General features: G+C 45.3%; 21 protein-coding genes and 1 tRNA gene. 8 read left to right on the top strand and 14 right to left on the bottom strand.

Annotated elements, in window-relative coordinates; translation table 11 throughout:
* The first annotated feature begins 35 nt into the window (after positions 1 to 35).
* The 8 genes from IDJ77_RS11135 (at position 36) to IDJ77_RS11170 (ending at position 7,635) form a co-directional block, all read left to right on the top strand.
* On the top strand, positions 36 to 1,283 hold the full coding sequence (locus tag IDJ77_RS11135) for a right-handed parallel beta-helix repeat-containing protein (protein WP_191189026.1): 1,248 nt from the start codon (positions 36 to 38) through the stop codon (positions 1,281 to 1,283).
* 18 nt (positions 1,284 to 1,301) lie between these two features.
* Positions 1,302 to 2,210, top strand: coding sequence for a glycosyltransferase (locus IDJ77_RS11140; protein WP_191189027.1), 909 nt, complete (start codon positions 1,302 to 1,304; stop codon positions 2,208 to 2,210).
* Between the two features lie 69 nt (positions 2,211 to 2,279).
* Positions 2,280 to 3,236: a D-glycero-beta-D-manno-heptose-7-phosphate kinase gene (gene rfaE1 / locus IDJ77_RS11145; protein ID WP_191189028.1), complete on the top strand. Its 957-nt coding sequence runs from the start codon at positions 2,280 to 2,282 to the stop codon at positions 3,234 to 3,236.
* Positions 3,237 to 3,276: 40 nt separating this feature from the next.
* Positions 3,277 to 3,840 (top strand): D-sedoheptulose 7-phosphate isomerase, encoded by a 564-nt coding sequence (locus IDJ77_RS11150; RefSeq protein ID WP_191189029.1) that lies wholly within the window; start codon positions 3,277 to 3,279, stop codon positions 3,838 to 3,840.
* Positions 3,841 to 4,022: 182 nt separating this feature from the next.
* Entirely contained in the window at positions 4,023 to 5,372 is a 1,350-nt protein-coding gene (locus tag IDJ77_RS11155; protein WP_191189030.1) for a sugar transferase, read from the top strand.
* Positions 5,373 to 5,376: 4 nt separating this feature from the next.
* A complete protein-coding gene (locus IDJ77_RS11160; RefSeq protein ID WP_191189031.1) occupies positions 5,377 to 6,171 on the top strand; it encodes an ABC transporter substrate-binding protein in 795 nt (264 codons plus the stop codon).
* Between the two features lie 87 nt (positions 6,172 to 6,258).
* Positions 6,259 to 6,340, top strand: a tRNA-Leu gene (locus tag IDJ77_RS11165).
* Between the two features lie 101 nt (positions 6,341 to 6,441).
* On the top strand, positions 6,442 to 7,635 hold the full coding sequence (locus IDJ77_RS11170; protein WP_191189032.1) for a tyrosine-type recombinase/integrase: 1,194 nt from the start codon (positions 6,442 to 6,444) through the stop codon (positions 7,633 to 7,635).
* On the opposite strand, the gene IDJ77_RS11175 is transcribed toward IDJ77_RS11170, so the two are convergent.
* The 14 genes from IDJ77_RS11175 to IDJ77_RS11235 all read right to left on the bottom strand — a co-directional run bounded on the left by IDJ77_RS11175 (position 7,628) and on the right by IDJ77_RS11235 (position 16,143).
* Positions 7,628 to 7,891: a Rossmann-fold NAD(P)-binding domain-containing protein gene (locus tag IDJ77_RS11175; RefSeq protein WP_191189033.1), complete on the bottom strand. Its 264-nt coding sequence runs from the start codon at positions 7,889 to 7,891 to the stop codon at positions 7,628 to 7,630. The genes IDJ77_RS11170 and IDJ77_RS11175 overlap by 8 nt on opposite strands.
* A gap of 2 nt (positions 7,892 to 7,893) precedes the next feature.
* The gene (locus IDJ77_RS11180; RefSeq protein ID WP_191189034.1) at positions 7,894 to 8,184 is read right to left on the bottom strand and encodes a hypothetical protein; all 291 of its coding nucleotides are present in this window, start codon (positions 8,182 to 8,184) and stop codon (positions 7,894 to 7,896) included.
* Positions 8,159 to 8,428: a hypothetical protein gene (locus tag IDJ77_RS11185; RefSeq protein WP_191189035.1), complete on the bottom strand. Its 270-nt coding sequence runs from the start codon at positions 8,426 to 8,428 to the stop codon at positions 8,159 to 8,161. The genes IDJ77_RS11180 and IDJ77_RS11185 overlap by 26 nt, the downstream gene beginning before the upstream one ends.
* Positions 8,429 to 8,454: 26 nt before the next feature.
* A complete protein-coding gene (locus tag IDJ77_RS11190) occupies positions 8,455 to 9,924 on the bottom strand; it encodes an SGNH/GDSL hydrolase family protein (protein ID WP_191189036.1) in 1,470 nt (489 codons plus the stop codon).
* A 1-nt stretch (position 9,925) separates the two neighbouring features.
* Positions 9,926 to 11,113 carry a DUF5977 domain-containing protein gene (locus tag IDJ77_RS11195; RefSeq protein WP_191189037.1) on the bottom strand — a complete coding sequence of 396 codons (1,188 nt, stop codon included), beginning with the start codon at positions 11,111 to 11,113 and terminating at the stop codon, positions 9,926 to 9,928.
* Positions 11,114 to 11,115: 2 nt separating this feature from the next.
* Positions 11,116 to 11,886, bottom strand: a complete 771-nt coding sequence (locus tag IDJ77_RS11200) for a hypothetical protein (protein WP_191189038.1) — start codon at positions 11,884 to 11,886, stop codon at positions 11,116 to 11,118.
* The gene (locus tag IDJ77_RS11205) at positions 11,886 to 12,302 is read right to left on the bottom strand and encodes a hypothetical protein (protein WP_191189039.1); all 417 of its coding nucleotides are present in this window, start codon (positions 12,300 to 12,302) and stop codon (positions 11,886 to 11,888) included. The genes IDJ77_RS11200 and IDJ77_RS11205 overlap by 1 nt, the downstream gene beginning before the upstream one ends.
* A gap of 1 nt (position 12,303) precedes the next feature.
* The gene (locus IDJ77_RS11210; protein ID WP_191189040.1) at positions 12,304 to 12,846 is read right to left on the bottom strand and encodes a glycoside hydrolase family 73 protein; all 543 of its coding nucleotides are present in this window, start codon (positions 12,844 to 12,846) and stop codon (positions 12,304 to 12,306) included.
* Between the two features lie 60 nt (positions 12,847 to 12,906).
* On the bottom strand, positions 12,907 to 13,407 hold the full coding sequence (locus tag IDJ77_RS11215) for a glycoside hydrolase family 73 protein (protein ID WP_191189041.1): 501 nt from the start codon (positions 13,405 to 13,407) through the stop codon (positions 12,907 to 12,909).
* 89 nt (positions 13,408 to 13,496) lie between these two features.
* Positions 13,497 to 13,625, bottom strand: a complete 129-nt coding sequence (locus IDJ77_RS27835; RefSeq protein ID WP_262892795.1) for a hypothetical protein — start codon at positions 13,623 to 13,625, stop codon at positions 13,497 to 13,499.
* Positions 13,625 to 13,789: a hypothetical protein gene (locus IDJ77_RS11220; RefSeq protein ID WP_191189042.1), complete on the bottom strand. Its 165-nt coding sequence runs from the start codon at positions 13,787 to 13,789 to the stop codon at positions 13,625 to 13,627. Before IDJ77_RS11220 ends, IDJ77_RS27835 begins: the two co-directional genes overlap by 1 nt.
* A gap of 2 nt (positions 13,790 to 13,791) precedes the next feature.
* Positions 13,792 to 14,361: a hypothetical protein gene (locus IDJ77_RS11225; protein WP_191189043.1), complete on the bottom strand. Its 570-nt coding sequence runs from the start codon at positions 14,359 to 14,361 to the stop codon at positions 13,792 to 13,794.
* 125 nt (positions 14,362 to 14,486) lie between these two features.
* Positions 14,487 to 14,921, bottom strand: a complete 435-nt coding sequence (locus IDJ77_RS11230; protein ID WP_191189044.1) for a hypothetical protein — start codon at positions 14,919 to 14,921, stop codon at positions 14,487 to 14,489.
* Between the two features lie 4 nt (positions 14,922 to 14,925).
* Positions 14,926 to 16,143, bottom strand: a complete 1,218-nt coding sequence (locus IDJ77_RS11235; RefSeq protein WP_191189045.1) for a hypothetical protein — start codon at positions 16,141 to 16,143, stop codon at positions 14,926 to 14,928.
* Between the last annotated feature and the right edge of the window lie 4 nt (positions 16,144 to 16,147).

Raw genomic sequence — 16,147 nt, forward strand, 5'->3', positions numbered from 1 at the left:
GCTTAACTTTAGCTTGGGCTTACAATGGTTTTGCGGTGTCAAAACTTAATGTTAAACAATGCGGGGCAAAGGGCGATGGCAAAACCGATGATACAGAGGCCATTATTTATGCAATAAGAAATGCCGATTCGGTAATTATACCCACCGGAATCTACATAGTAAGCAGGCGGTTGCATTTTTCGGGCTTAAGCAACAAAAACATCATTGCAACAGGGGCTGTTATAAAAAACACTGATATTACTACCGGTACGCTCCAATTTGAAAACGGTAAAAACATTAAAGTAACCGGAGGCATGTGGACGCGTACAAAAATTCCGGTGAAAGAAGGGAAAGGCGAAGAGCACACCTTCACATTTATAAAGATCAGCAACTTAACCGTGCAGGATGTTACCATAAACGGATCGCCGCAAATGGGCATTGCATTGATAGATGTAATTGAAGGGTATATAAGCCATAATAAAATAATTAATTGCTACCGCGACGGAATTTATGCCCATTACTCGGTTAAACTTACTTACATCAATAATTATTTAGAAAACATTAAGGATGATGCCTTGTCTATACATGATTATGGCCTCGCGGCACAAAAACAAGCAATTATAAAAGCCGGCTATTTACAGGCGGGGCAAAGCAAAGTACTCAACAATGTCGCCGTAAACGTATACCAGGGTTTTGCTTCAATAGGATGCGATAATATTACCGTTGCAAATAACAATTTTAGCAACACGGTTAACGCGGGTATTGCAATAGCCAATGCCGAAACACTTTTTAAAGGTGGCACAGCACGTGCAAGCAACATTGTTATAAAAAACAACGTGTTAAAATATAACGGTGGTTCGCAAACCATCATGAACGTTAGCTATAATAATTATGGGCAACTCACCACTGGCAGAAGCGCCTTGTTTGTGGGTGTGAGAGATAGCGAAAACTTAATTAATAATCCTAAAAGCAGGATAAAAAACATTACGATTACCGGCAATGCTATTTCCGGGTCGTTTGTAAACGGCGCATATATTGCACAGGTGGATAACATGGTTTTTCAAAACAATACTTTTACAAACTGTAACACCGATAATAGTGTTTACTGTGGCAAAATAGTTGAAATAAACAGCAGCACAAAATGCGCAATCGCGGGTAATACCGTAACCGATAACAGAGCGATAAAACATCATTTGATTGGTTATGAACTTAGAAACGTGAGCGGGACAACTAAAGGCTGGGCCGTTAACGGATATCTTTCCAGGGCAAATTCACTGGTAGGTTTACAAACGGCCTTTAAATAAAATTTATAAAAAAATACTTTGAACTATAGTTTACTAATACCAACCCTCAATGCAGGACCAGCCTGGAAAACTTTTTTAGAAGAGGTTGCTGTACAAACCCTTAAACCAGAAAAAAAGATCATTATTGATTCGGGCTCATCTGACGATACCGTTGTACTGGCAAAAGAAGCCGGCTTTGAGGTGATCCAAATCAGCAAGAATGAATTCAGGCACGGTGCGTCCCGTCAGCAACTTGTAAATAGTTCTGAAGGTATTGATATATGCGTTTTTTTAACACAGGATGCCATCCTGGCATCTCCCGACAGCTTGAAAAATTTGGTTCACAATTTTAAAGATATGGATGTAGGTTTAGCCTATGGCAGACAGCTGCCGCATAAAAATGCAACCACGCTTGAAACACATGCACGTCTTTTTAATTACCCCGACAGATCGGTAACCAGGTCGTTTGCCGATAAAGATACGCTTGGGTTTAAAGTATTCTTCTGTTCCAATTCGTTTTCGGCTTATCGCCGGTCGGCGCTGAATAGTGTCGGTGGTTTCCCTTTAGATCCTATTATGGGCGAAGATGCCATAGTTGCTGCAACAATGCTTAAGGCCGGTTTTAAAATCGCCTATGCTGCTGATGCTACCGCCTACCATTCTCATAGCTACACCCTTGCCGAAGAATACAGGAGGTATTTTGATACCCGCGTTTTTCACGAGCAAAATAATTGGCTTATAAAAGAGTATGGTAAACCAACAGGCGAGGGGTTGAAATTCGTAAGGTCAGAACTAAATTACGTTATTCGCCGGCAGCCGACGCATATTGTAAAATCAATATCATCTATCTTTGCCAAATGGCTTGGCTATAAAATGGGCGGTTTTTACAAGAAAATGCCGTTGGGCCTATTAAAAAAGTTATCTATGCACAAACATTATTGGAAATAATAGCTTAAAATGGCGCTAACTGTATGTACAACCCGCTGATGAAAAAGCATTTGTTACCTTGTAAAATATATGGATTATAAAATCAACAAAGCGATAAGGGTATTGGTAATAGGCGATATAATGGTCGATCATTATATATACGGTAATTGTAACCGCATATCGCCCGAAGCACCTGTGCCCGTTGTAGAAATTACAAAAGAATCTTATACGCTTGGTGGTGCGGGAAATGTGCTTAAAAACCTTATCGCGTTCCAGTCGCAGGCAAACATAGTTGCTGTTGTAGGCGAGGATGATAACGCTTCCATAGTGTTTAACGAACTTGCTTCTATAAACATAGCCAAACAGGGGGTTATAACAGACCCTAACCGCTGTACAATAATGAAAACAAGAGTGCTGGTAAGCAATCATCAGCTCATCAGGCTCGATCGTGAAGTTGCAACACCCCTGCTTCCACAAAAAGAGCAAGAAATGCTGGCTTATTTAAAAGATCATATTATGCAGCACGATATTGTACTGCTATCTGATTATGATAAAGGCTTGCTTACTCCGGTATTATTAAACGGCATATTTGCCATCTGCAGGGAGAACAACATTAAAACCATTGTTGACCCTAAGGGTGATAGCTTTTCAAAATACAAAGGCGCCAACATTATTAAGCCAAATAAAAAGGAGGCGATAGTTGCGTCCGGAATTAATATCACAGATACAGAAAGTTTAACAGCCGCCTGTGTTAAGATCAGCGAGACCACCGGTTGCGACAGTGTAGTGATCACAATGTCTGAAGCTGGTATGGCGATGTTTACCGACGGAAAACTTACCGTAATACCCACCCGCGCGCTTGGCGTGATTGATGTTACGGGTGCCGGTGATACCGTTTCGGCATCCCTTGGAGTAGCACTTGCGTCGGGATATTCGTTATACGACGCCTGTAATTTTGCAAATCATGCGGCCGCTGTAGTGGTAAGCAAGGTTGGTAGTGCAACAGCAACAGTTGATGAGGTTAACAAGCAGGTTATTTTAGGTTGATCTTGCCTTTTTTCAATGTATTTAAATAGTAACGCAACAAATGGCATACAATATCGCATCGGTTTTTGAAGAGCACCTGGAAACTACGAAGAATACGCTGGCCCGGTTAGCACCCGCTATAGCGCAAGCTTGCGAAACCATTATTGCCTGCAGCAAAAGCGGCAAAAAGGTATTGCTTTTTGGTAACGGCGGCAGCGCAGCCGATGCGCAGCATATTGCAGCGGAGTTTACAGGGCGTTTTGTGAAAGAACGCCGTTCTCTTCCCGCCATTGCATTAACTACGGATACATCCGCTTTAACAGCAATTGCAAATGATTACGGGTTCGACCGCGTTTTTGAACGGCAGGTAGAGGGCTTGTCTGTTGCGGGTGATGTACTGATAGGCATCTCTACCAGCGGTAATAGCCCAAATGTGGTAAAGGCGCTTTTAAAAGGTAAAGAGGCCGGCTGCAAAACTATAGGCTTATCCGGAAGGGATGGCGGCGAAATGAACAATTGCTGCGATATAAATATCGTAATACCTTCTAATGTAACAGCCCGTGTGCAAGAAATGCATATCCTGATAGGCCATATTATATGCGGTGCAGTTGACGACGCTCTTTAAGCAGGCATACGATGTTTGGCGTAATTAAGGTAGCGCCATTTTTTGGCTGGTTAAATATTCCTGATTGATATTTTGGCATTGTATTGGTAATATTATTGTTAACAATTATTAAGCAGGCCAATTTTTGTAATAAATTGTTATAAAAAATGTATTTTTGTGACATCTTACCAGGATAAATATCTATGACAACACGCTACTCTAAGCACCTCCCGGGGTTTGTTTTTTTGAGTGATCTACTGCTACTAAACATTGCACTGTACAATTCTCACTTTATTAAATTCAACACCTTTCGCCCGGAGAATACTTCTGTAACATTTATTTTATTAGTGAATATAGCATGGGTGGTGGTTTCAGCCTTGTCCAGAAGTTTTTATGTGTTCAGGCCCTTGCTACTGAGGGATAACATTAATAAATTTTTGCTTACCCTTATCTATCATCTGCTTTGCGTTTTTGCTATCATTTATTTCTTTAAGATCTTCAATATATCCCGTGCCGAGGTAATGCTTAGCTATACAATATTCTTTGCATTGGTAGTTGCGCAGCGGTCGGCACTGTTCTTTTTTCTGGACTATATTCGTAAAAAAGGATACAATCACCGCCAAATAGTGATCATCGGCGATCAAAATATTGCGCAAAGGCTCGTGAAATCTTTTTCTCAGCATCCGGAATATGGATACGATCTGAGTGATTTTATATCAGAAAAAGAAATGGCAGGCATGACAGAAGACGCCCTGGTACAACAACTCATAGAAAAAGCCCCTAACGAAATATTCATCTGCTATAAGCAAATGAATACCGAATTGTTAAACCGCCTTGTTAAAATGGGCGATACGTACCTGATAAAAATAAAGGTGGTATCAGATCTTATCCTGAGCAACAACTACGCACAGCTGGTAAATTACGATAATGTGCCGGTTTTGCATTTAAACTCGCACCCCGAGATCGGTTTAAAAATAAGACTTTTAAAACGGAGCTTCGATATACTGTTTTCCAGTACCGTAATGGTAACAGGTGCACCGGTATTTTTTGTATTATACATCGTCACCAGGCTTACCTCCAAAGGCCCGGCCTTTTTCAGGCAGGAGCGTATCGGTAAAAACGAAAAGCCATTTTACATTTACAAATTCCGCAGCATGCGCGTTAACGCTGAATTAGCTGGCCCGCAGCTGTCTAAAGACAACGACCCGCGCATTACCAAATGGGGTATGATCATGCGTAAAGCGCGGCTTGACGAATTACCGCAATTTTGGAATGTATTGAAAGGCGATATGTCGGTAGTAGGGCCGAGACCGGAGCGCCAATACTATATAGAGCAAATAGTTGAGAAAACGCCAAGCTACAGGAAACTGCTCCGCGTGAAACCGGGATTGACCTCTATTGGCCAGGTACACTACGGCTACGCCGAGAATGTTGACCAGATGTGCGACCGTGTGCGTTACGATCTGCTTTACCTGCAAAACATCAGCCTTAACTCAGACCTGAACATCATCCTGAAAACAGTTAAAGTGATGGTACAGGGGAAAGGTAAATAAACCAATGCCTGTATTTTACGACCAGCTAAACCGGGCTGTTTCGGTACCTGCTTTTCCAAAACGAATAATCTCGATAGTTCCGTCGCAAACGGAACTATTGTTTTATATGGGCCTGGATGCCGAAATAGCGGGTATCACCAAATTCTGTATCCACCCTGCAAACAAAGTATCGCTGGTGCCCAAAATAGGGGGCACCAAACAGCTCAACCTCGAGGTTATACATCAACTCCGGCCCGACCTGATCATTGCCAACAAAGAAGAAAACGAGCAAAGCCAGGTAGAAGAGCTGATGAAGCATTACCCCGTTTGGATCAGCGATATCCACGATCTGCCCGGCGCGCTGCAAATGATAAGCGGTATTGGGGCAATCACTGGAAGCGTAGAAGAAGCATCAAAAATTGATACAATTATTCAGCAACGATTTGATGAACTGAATAAACCTGTTATAATCACCCGCGCCGCATACCTCATTTGGCGCAAACCTTATATGGCAGCCGGCAAGGGGACTTTTATTGATAGCATGTTGCAGCGGTGTGGCTTTGATAACGTGTTCAGCGAAACCCGTTATCCCGAAATAAGCCCGGAAGCACTGATAGCCGCCAAGCCCGAATTACTGCTGCTTTCATCAGAACCATATCCTTTTGCCGACAAACATATAGCAGAATTTAAAGCATTATTACCCAACACACGGGTTTTGCTGGTGGATGGGGAGATGTTTTCGTGGTACGGGAGCCGCTTATTGGAGGCGCCGGCATATTTTACAGGACTTATAGAGCCTATTAACAATTTTAAAAGCTAACAAATGAGGCAGATAGCTAAAAAACCAAAATTGTGTTTTAATATTTATCAATAAAAGCTATCTTTGCACACTCTAAAAAACCAAAACGCGGAAGTGGCGTAATTGGTAGCCGCACCAGACTTAGGATCTGGCGCCGCGAGGCGTGGGGGTTCGAGTCCCTTCTTCCGCACATTACCGCCTTTACAGCAATGTAGAGGCGGTTTTTGTATTTATGCGTCACTATTTGCGGCACTGCCTGACAAATTCACACTGATAAAACCTGAAACCGGAATGCCTACTCCGCCTTACACTAAAGCCCACCTCGTTAACAGCCACAAGCCGGTAACAGAGCGCTGGTATATCGTTTTTTGGGTATGGAACGCGTTAACCGGAAAGAAGATCCGTAAGCGGGATTACAAGATCAATAACCACAAAACCAAGGCTACGCGCCTGGCCTTCGCTACAAAGCGGATAGCGGCTATAAACGCACTTTTGGAAGGCGGCTACCACTACAACCCTAAGAAGAAAAAAAACGAGCAGGTGGCGCTATACACCGACAAAAGCAAGCAATACACCATCCGGGAAGCTTTCAAGTTTATTTTGCCGGTGATCAAAAATAGTAAGCGCGGCGCTACCCATAACAGCTACAATTCTATAGCAAATCTTTTCCAGCAATTTTGTGAGGATGCCGGCTGGATAGACTGGAAGATCGACACGCTCGAAAAAACCGATATCATATCCTTTTTGGATTATGTACAGGCACCGCGCATTGATGCCGACAATAAAATCACGCCGGGCGTTAGCAATACTACCCGGAATAAATATAAAGATTACTTGGCCGCAATTTTTACGTTGCTGATCGAGCGCGGGAAAATGAAAACTAACGTAGCTCATGGTATAAAGAAAGTACGCCAGGATGAGGGCGGCAACACGGCTTACCTGCCAGAACAAATTGAGGTGCTTAAAGAAGCCATCACCGCGAAAAATAACCGGCTGTGGCTGTTTATCACCTTTATGCTATATGGGTTTATCCGGCCCGCCGAAATTGGCCGGCTACGTGTTAAAATGATCGATGTAACCGGGGGCATGATTCGCTTACCGGGCAGCATCACTAAAAACGGTTACGACCGGAACGTAAGGGTATCCAAACATTTTAAAGAATACATCGCCCAGCTCGAATTATCAAAATACAAATCCGAACATTATGTTTTCGGGCTTAATCTGGTCACCGGGCCAAAGCCGATACAAAAGAACCAGGCTAATTTTCTTCACCGACAGATTGCCCGGCCGCTCGGCTTTGGTGATGAGTACACGCTATACAGTTGGAAACATACCGGGGTAGTATTGCATTACCGTAAAGGGATAGATATTAAAACACTGCAGGCGCAAATAGGTCACCGGTCGATACAGGAAACCGATACCTATTTAAAATCGCTTGGTTTATATGAGAATACCGAAATAGAAGATAAAAGCCCGGCTATATAAACCACCGGTAATTTTTCTCAAATTCATTGGAAGGAACCCGATTTTCTCTTGAGGGCTTACCGTTGGTATAATGTGTTACAATGTAAACCTTTCCGCTTTTCAGCACTTTTGTCCGTATTAAACCAACGGTTTTTAAATACACCGCGTCGGGAGAGTTTTTGCCCGCTAAAGCATCTACATGTTTTCCGAACTTTTTCAAACTTGAGGCAAAAACTGACCCGTTCGCAGCTTTTTCACTTTTTTTAGTAGTAGCCATAGTTAATTTTGTTTTTGCTCGTTGCTTACGCTTACCTGGGCGGGCTTTAGTTCGTTTCTCATTTCAATGATGCTCACGCGCTTATCCAGGTTGTTATACAAAGCGCTATTGTTCTCCAGCTTGGATGTTAGCGTATTAACAGCATTGGTTAACCCGGTGATCATCATAGTCAAATTATCTACCTTGTAGCTGGATGATAAAAAACTCATGTACCAACCACCCAAAAAAGTCAATGCCGAAAAAATATACGGCAATACCTGCAGGAACTTATTTTGTGCTCGGGGCGCTACCATCGGTTACGGGGGTTGGTTCATCATCCTTTGTTAATTGCGCCACGGTTACCACGGTACCGGCTGCTAAACCGGCGTAACCGGCAACGGTAACCACAACTGCAGGAAGCGCCGCACCTGCCGTTATAATGCTTGCCGAAACCGCTCCGATTACCAAGGCGAGCTTTTGAACCTTTTTCCAAAAAGAGGGGGTGGGGGATGTAAGCCTGTCTACTACATTGCTTACGGATAATGTGTCTTTTTTCATATATAGTTTAAATTAATTAGGCGGTATTAGGCGATGGCTGTCCAGGCGATTGTGCAACCGATAGTCAACGGCGTATCTGTATAGTTATCAATGACAATATATTCGTTGCTATAATGTATTGTCGCGCTTTTAATTTTAGCGGCCCTTGCAGCCTCATTGCTTGCAGTCACACTAAAACTTTTGATCACAGTTCCAGCCGGGAAACCGATAGGAATAGAATAGCTGAATTGATCTGCTGCTACTGTGTATATCCCACCGGTGATCATCGATTTATCGACCAACTGAGTCCATGCAAACCAGCCATCGCCGCCCTCTTGGCCTGAACGGTACCAGGTAACGTTGCCATAAGAGCCATAACCATGCATCAGCTGATAAATAAGCCCGTTGGGCGCTTTAAAAGTGATCACCTGGCCCTGTACGGGGAATTGATCTTCACCACCAACTGAACCCGATACCATAAATTGGGTGACACCGGTGCGGTAATCCTCGGGTGCATCGGTACTGGCATATGGGTTTGCGCTCGCTATAGTATTAACAGCTGCAGGGCGAAAGATCTCGGGGAAAATAACATCAAAATAACGGCTGGCCTGCCACGCATAAAAAACCGATTGCGGGTGTACAGAATCGTTCATATAATCTGTGGCGTGCCGCGCATCCTGCCACATGGCATAGGTATCAAAAAATATACATTGATATTGCCGGGCCAAAGCTTTTAGCCCCCGGCGGTATTCTTCGATCCATATTTCGCCGCTCGGGTGGCTGGCGGTACTTTCCCGGTGTGTGTTGGGCGTACAAAGGATGATAGCCAGTTTATCGGCGGTAAAATCAGAATCGGCCCTGATAGATGCGAGCGCTGTATCTACTATATCAATCGAATCTTTCGGCGTTAACCCTGAATTGGCATCATTAATACCATAACGCAAAAGTAACAGATCGGGGTTTTGCGCCAGCTGGCCCGCCAAATACGTATCGGCCCAATCTTCATTGGTAGCACCCGGTTCGCCGGCACCTAACAGGGTTACGCCCGAAATATTGTGTTTTGCAATAAGCGAGGTTAAAAGGCTGGTTACATCGTAGCCCGCTTCCCCGCCATTGTAGGCCGAGGTGCTATCACCTGCAACTATGATTTTTACATCGGTACCCGCTATCAGTTTTTTATGAAATGATGACAAATATTCCAGGCCGAAAACATACTGGTACCTGTCAGCATCAGTATTTAGCTGTACCGGCTGGCCGCCAACATCCCCGGTTTTGATGATACGCACATCGCCATTTATCGGCGTTCCGTATTTATTGGTGGGTTCGGCTGATACATGAAAATCGCCACTATCTTCAATAACGCGTTCGGCCAACAAAGCGGTATTTATTGGCGTAAGGTCATCGGTTACCCCATCGCCGGCCGCCTCGTAGTCTACCTTAAAAGATGGTATTAGCCCGGATGGCTGAGGAATGAAGCCACTATCAACTAAATCTGAAATTTTTGCAAATCTGCTCATGTTATTCTATTTCTGTCCCTTCCGGGTAAATGATCACTGTAAAGCCTTCCTCCAAATCGGTTAGAGTGATATCGCCATCGCTGTCGATAATATCCCCGTTAACCAATAGCCTAACCGGTACCGGCGTGTAGCCATACACCGAATGCGTAATTATTTGCAGGCTGATATCGCCGAATGATCCGGGGATTTCCTTAACAACGTTCGGCACCAGGTAATCTATCAGGTCGGCGGTACCATCGGTAAGCTCGTAATAGCCCTTAATGGTGGCCTGTACGCTTATGGTTGAAACCGTTGGGCCGCCGCCGCCATCTATCACACAAGCGGCGTTATCGCCTTCATTGGCAAACGCCTGGCCCTCGGTATCAAACGCGGTATCGTTGGCGGCTTCCATATCGGCCGTTGCCTGGTCTACCGTGCTGGTATAGGTTTTTGTGAATAATACGCTTGTGCCATGGTAACCTTCGCCGCAAGTATTCCGGGTAAAGTTGTTACTGCGGGTGGCGGTGTACTCGGTTGGGGTTTCGGTTGTAATGTCCGGGTTATAAAAAGTATCGATGTAAAAGGGCTGCGTAGTTTCGCCGGCCGGTAAATTCAAACCATCCTTACTGAGCAGCTTTACATCGCCGTTTGTCTCGATCACCAAAAACAATTCGATGTTATTAGCGATAAGATATTTTTTGAGCTGCGCTTTTGGCCTGCTGTTAGCCGGCAGGGTGCCCAGGGTAATGGTAGTGCCCTCAAATTCGGCATCTAAAGAAAATTGCCCCTGCAGGTACGTAACCGCGCGGGTAGGGAAGGCCACCAAGTCGGTTTTAAAACAAAGCTCCAGCTGATCGACAATATCTTCGTTATAACTGCCGATAGGTGCCCATGCACCAAAGTTTCCTGATATCAGCTGTATGGTGCCGCTTTCGCCGCCGCTACCCGGTAAGGTGCTGCCGCCTGTAGCGCTGCCGCTTTGTACCCAGGTAACCAGGTCGTTTGCCAGTTTGTAGGTATTACCATTGGCGGTAACGTAGCAGGTCATCCCGGCTTCGCGTAGCCAATTGCCAATGTTATCGCGCTCATCCAGCGTAGCACGGGTATGGTGCCCGCCCTTTATTTCGGACTGGAAGGCCGCCGCGTATTCATCGTTGCTATCGTTGGGCCTTACCGGCGCACCTATTAAAGTTCCTTTATTTACGCCCATGGTTAGTTGATAATTAAGCTTGCGAGCGGTGAGCTATAAAAATTGTCCGAGATCCACACATCCATTACGATGGTAGCGCCCTCGGCATTTACAAAATTGCTGGCTGACCGGATTTTGGTAAAAGCGGTATTTGCCAGGCCATTGATAACGAAGCTGGGCGTACCAAAACTGGAAGGGAATGCAAATAATAAATATTCGCCATCGCCGCCAATGTTGGTGTAGCTTTTTAGTCGGTCGCTTCGCAGCTCGGAGCCGCTTAGCGCCAAAATATCGGCATCGGTTATGCCTGCGGTTTTGGAGGTATTGCCCCAAAACATACGCGGCAAGTAAGTTACCGTCGCGCTTTCGGTATCGCTCAATGTACCATCGGTAACGGTCATGCTTTTGCTATAGGTGCCGGTAGTGCCCGTCAGATCGCCGCTTTGTGTACCGCCCTGGCTTGCGCCGGTTGGGGCGATAACGTTGCCATCAACGGTAATGCCGGTAATATTGTTGGTTTGCTTTGTGGCCGCCCAGGTAAGCACGTAGGCAGGGTCGGCACCAATTTCCCGGATAGGGTTATTGAACGACAAAGCCGCGATAGGTGCTATGGCGGGGTAAAAAACATTCTCCAGCATTTCGATAACGGTAGTTGCGCCGGGGTTTACGCCAACTAAACCGGGGGTTTGCCGGCTGATAGGGCGCGATCCGTTAAAGGCTGCATCGCCGCCACTACCATCGCCGGCATTGCCCAGCTTAAGGCCTTCGTAAAGTTTTGATCTGACTGTGCCCATTACGCTTGACTAAAATATTGTACGTTAATTTTGTGGGTAAGCCCATCGGTAGTAATGATCCTGGTATTGTTCAGGTCTTCCATGCCCACAATTTCGATAACCGAGCCATGGTACATAGGCATACCGGTTACAGTGCCGGGCCATGTGCCATCGCTCCAAAATCGGCCTAATGCGGTAGACTTATCGGCACCTGGCGCGGCCTCCAGTACCAAAATTGCCGATTGTGCGCCTTGTGTAATGGTTGGCAGTGTAATGTTATCTGCCGGATCGAGCCGGCACGTACCGTTGCCTATGGCGCGTTTACGCACTATTGACAAAACACCCTGCGGGGTAGTGGCTGGCGCGGTTGGCGGTACCGGAAACTCCGGACCCGGGGTACCAACGGCTATTTCGCTATCATCTGTAGGTAATGGCATATTATCCGAATATATTTTGTAAAGTGAGTGTTACGGCCGGCTGCTCTGAATAAGCCAGGCCGTTTGTGTTTTTGCGGCGCTCCAGGCTTATCATTTCCCGGTCGTACTTTTGCAGATCGAGGCCTTTAATAATTTTAGAAAGCTTCAGCGCGTATTCATTGCGATCAGGCCCGGTATTATAGCCGGCCTTTTGAATTGCCAAAGCTTGCTCGAAAGGGGTGCGGGCTTTAAACACGCCTTTTAGCCGGTATAAGGGTTTTTTTAGAATATTGATGTGACCGGTTATGCAATCCTCTACGCTGTTGTAGATGCGCCAAAACCTACCGCCCTTAACCGTTTGGCCCGCCTTGCCCATATCCTTCCATTCTTTAGAGGCCATGTGCCCGAAAAAGTTTGTAAAGAGCTTAGCTTGCTTTGACTGGCCGGATCCGCTTTCCTGGATGGCCTGGGCTATTACCAACGAAGGAAACACCCCGGTATTTAAACAGGATGTTATTACACCAGGTGCAATTTCTTCGGCGAATGTTTTGGCTAAGGCTGACATCTTAATCTTTAAGTATATAGTAGGCGGCAATGGCGGCCACAATGGCAAGCGCTATTACAACTAAACTTTTTTTTTATCTACTGCAGGAAGCACCATACCATCGTACTGTTTAAGGTTGTAGGTATTAATGATGCTGATTATTTTTTGAGAATACAGCGGATCGGTAGCGTAACCGGCTGCCTGCAACGCTTTGGCCTGGGCTTCCGGGGTTGGCGCTGCAAATACACCGGCTTTGGCGTAACGCGGTTTTTTCTTTAAAAAGTTGATGCGATCTGCAAAGCCATCCAGTAAAGAACTATATGCCCGGAAAGATGCTACCACCTTTTTCGCAACGCCTTTGATGTATTCCGTTGTTGGCATAGCTGCTATACCACCCATCCAGCCGGTAGAGGCTTTAATGCCGAAATGGTTATTGTACTTCTTAGCCAATACGCTGGCTCCGTTGCCACTTTCCAGCGCGGCCTGGGCAATCATCACCGAAGCGAAAAGATTGGTACCAGCGGCAGCCCTGGCGGCTTCGGTGGCAATTTGTTTGATGTAGTTTAACCGTTGCGCATCCATCTTAGTGTTTTTTATAGTAGATATCCCAGATCAGGAAAACCACAACAAATATTAATACTGCGGGGGCGGCCAGTTTGTCTAATTGCTCGTTACTCATAGCTGTTGGTTTTAAAATTATACTTGACACCCGATACTTTCATCAGCACTTCGAAGGCGGCTATTGCCAAAAAGGCTGCTACCACCCAAAGAATTACCTTAAAAAGTTTATTGGCATCCATTATTTAAAAAGTTTATGGTAAATGATCATTACTACCAGGCCTGCCGCAATAAACGCGAAGGTGAGATCTACAACGGTTTTTGTGCTGAGATCAACTTTAACATTTACATCCGGTAGCTCTGTACTGCCGAATAAGCCGCCGAGTAGTGTTTTTGGTTTGTACATGGCTACGCAATGTTTAAGGAATACACCCGGTTAAAGAAATCTACTTTTTGATGTGTATCAAGCTTCGCCTTATACAGATTTGTTGAATACAGGTCTTTTGTGGCCCGTAATTCCTTCCAAGCTTTATAGGCCTGCCGGAAATCATTATCAGGTAGCGCGTTGATGGTAGTTAAAGTAGTATTGATAAACGCGGTAGTACCCAGGTTACTTAAAAATTCGCTTGCTTCCCTATCTGCCCGCTGGAGGTTACCAGCGTAAACCAAAATCTTATCAGCAAACTTGCTGGCAAAATCGGCATCGCCCGGGGTTTTATACTTCCCTTCGGAGCCGATTATCAATCCGATACCAGCTGCAATGCCATCGCGGATAGAGTTTTTTACTACGGGCGACAATTGCACCGGGCGGGGTTTAGGTTTAGCTTTGCTTTTTGCTTCGGCAACAGGCGCGGGCTTTTCTTCCAGCTTACTTTCGATTCCCTGGAATTTCTTCCAACCTAAGTACGCCAACGCGCCGGCCGCTGCCACAAAAAGCAAAGCCACTACACCGCCATTACCGTTATCTCCCTGGTACATGCGCTTATTTTTTTACGGCTTTATACTTTTTCCAAAGAAAATAGCCGCCAATTGCTACAACGGCTGCAATCAGAATGTACTTAGTGTTTTGTGACATGATCTGTGTTTTTATAGTTTATAATTAATTATTTGCAATTCAGTGATCGAAGCTTAGCTATCAGGGGCTTGCGTACAGAGGCACCCCAATTAAATACCAGCTCGCTATCTATCCATTTCGTCAAGGTCATACCGGCCTTTTTGCTGTACTTTTTATTGAATGTGTTGTAAACCAATACTTTCAAATCATCGTTAGGCAGATAGTACATTTTTTGGAAAGCATCTTCTTTCTCTCCGGGTGTGGCAAATGTTCTGTCGAGCACATCAAACAGCTCATCGGCCAGGAGATTAGGATTATAGCTTTTTGGTATTTCCTGTGTACCGGTTTTATAATCAACATCAGGGAAATCGGTTTTTCCCTCTTTTTTGCCACGGTAGTAAAGCCAAATGCCTACACCGATAACTGCCAGTACAATGATGATTGGCGTTTTATTTTCGGGCATAGGGGGATAGTACATAGCCATGATGTTAAATTTTTATTTTGTGAGATTTAACCAGGTAGAAACCGAGGCCCAAAAAAGCGGCAAGGGCTACCCATAACCAAATATTTGTTTTTGGCGGTTCGGGATCCAGCGCACCTGCAACTGCGGCCGCGGCATCCTGCCTCATTTGTGCATCTTCCTGGGCGGCCAGTAAATCTTCACGGTCGAAGCTGTTCTCATCGCTAAGGTTAGGCTCGTACTCCTGATCTTCGCCCAACTCGGGGTTCCAATTTTCATTATAGCTACCGGCACCGGCTCCCATGCCCCAACTCGGCGGATATACAACGCCGTTACTTTGGTCGGTAACCGTATCGCCTAAACCGGCCTGCGAGGCCAGCACTTTAAGCCCTAATTTTCCTGCAGCTAACACACCTTTGCCTAAAAGCTTAGCGCCCTTTCCAATGGTTTTACCGGTGAATACGGCGGCTTTACCCACCGCTTTACCTACCGCTTTGCCAACCTTACCAACTACTTTACCTACGCCTTTTATCGCCCCGCCAATTGCTTTACCTATCTTTTTGAAGTTGATACCCAAAAAATCGCTGTAGACTTCCTGCTCATACTCGCTTAAGCCATCAAAAAAGGCTTGATGCCTGGCAAGGTCTTCCGGGTGGATATCGTTAAAATTGGAATACTCATCCCCGGTATAGCTGCTGGCCTGTGTTTCGGTTAGATGTAAGTGGTATAGCTGATTGGTAAGAATGCGCGTAGGCACATGCAGTACGCCGCTTTCGGCCGCTTTTTTAAGGATGGCCGCGAAGTTTGGCGCTACCGCTTCAATATCGGTACCCATATAATCGCTAAAGTCATCATCGCCGGTATAATTATCTTTTGGAATGATAAAACCGAACGGTGAAACGTGCTTTACATAGTTTTTACGCGCTTTGCCTAACCTGCTGAAAATAAAATTACCGGCTTTGCCCAAATTTTTACCGAGGTTTTTAAAGTCGATGCCTAAAAAGGCGCTCTCATCTAAAATATCTTCATCATCCCAAAATATCGGCTCAAATTCGCTGTCATCATCAGCATCATAGTTATTGATCTTGCCAACAATACCGCCTTTGGGTACGGCGTAATTGCCTGTAGAGGCCATCGCTTTTGGCTCGGAAGGTATTTGGATGGTTGGGGCCTGCACTATTTGCCCAACATTGGGGATGTTTACCAGCCCCTGGGGCGTATCGTTGTTTGTTGGGTTTGCAAGCATGGTA

The sequence above is a fragment of the Mucilaginibacter pankratovii genome (assembly GCF_014773265.1).
Lineage (GTDB): Bacteria > Bacteroidota > Bacteroidia > Sphingobacteriales > Sphingobacteriaceae > Mucilaginibacter > Mucilaginibacter pankratovii.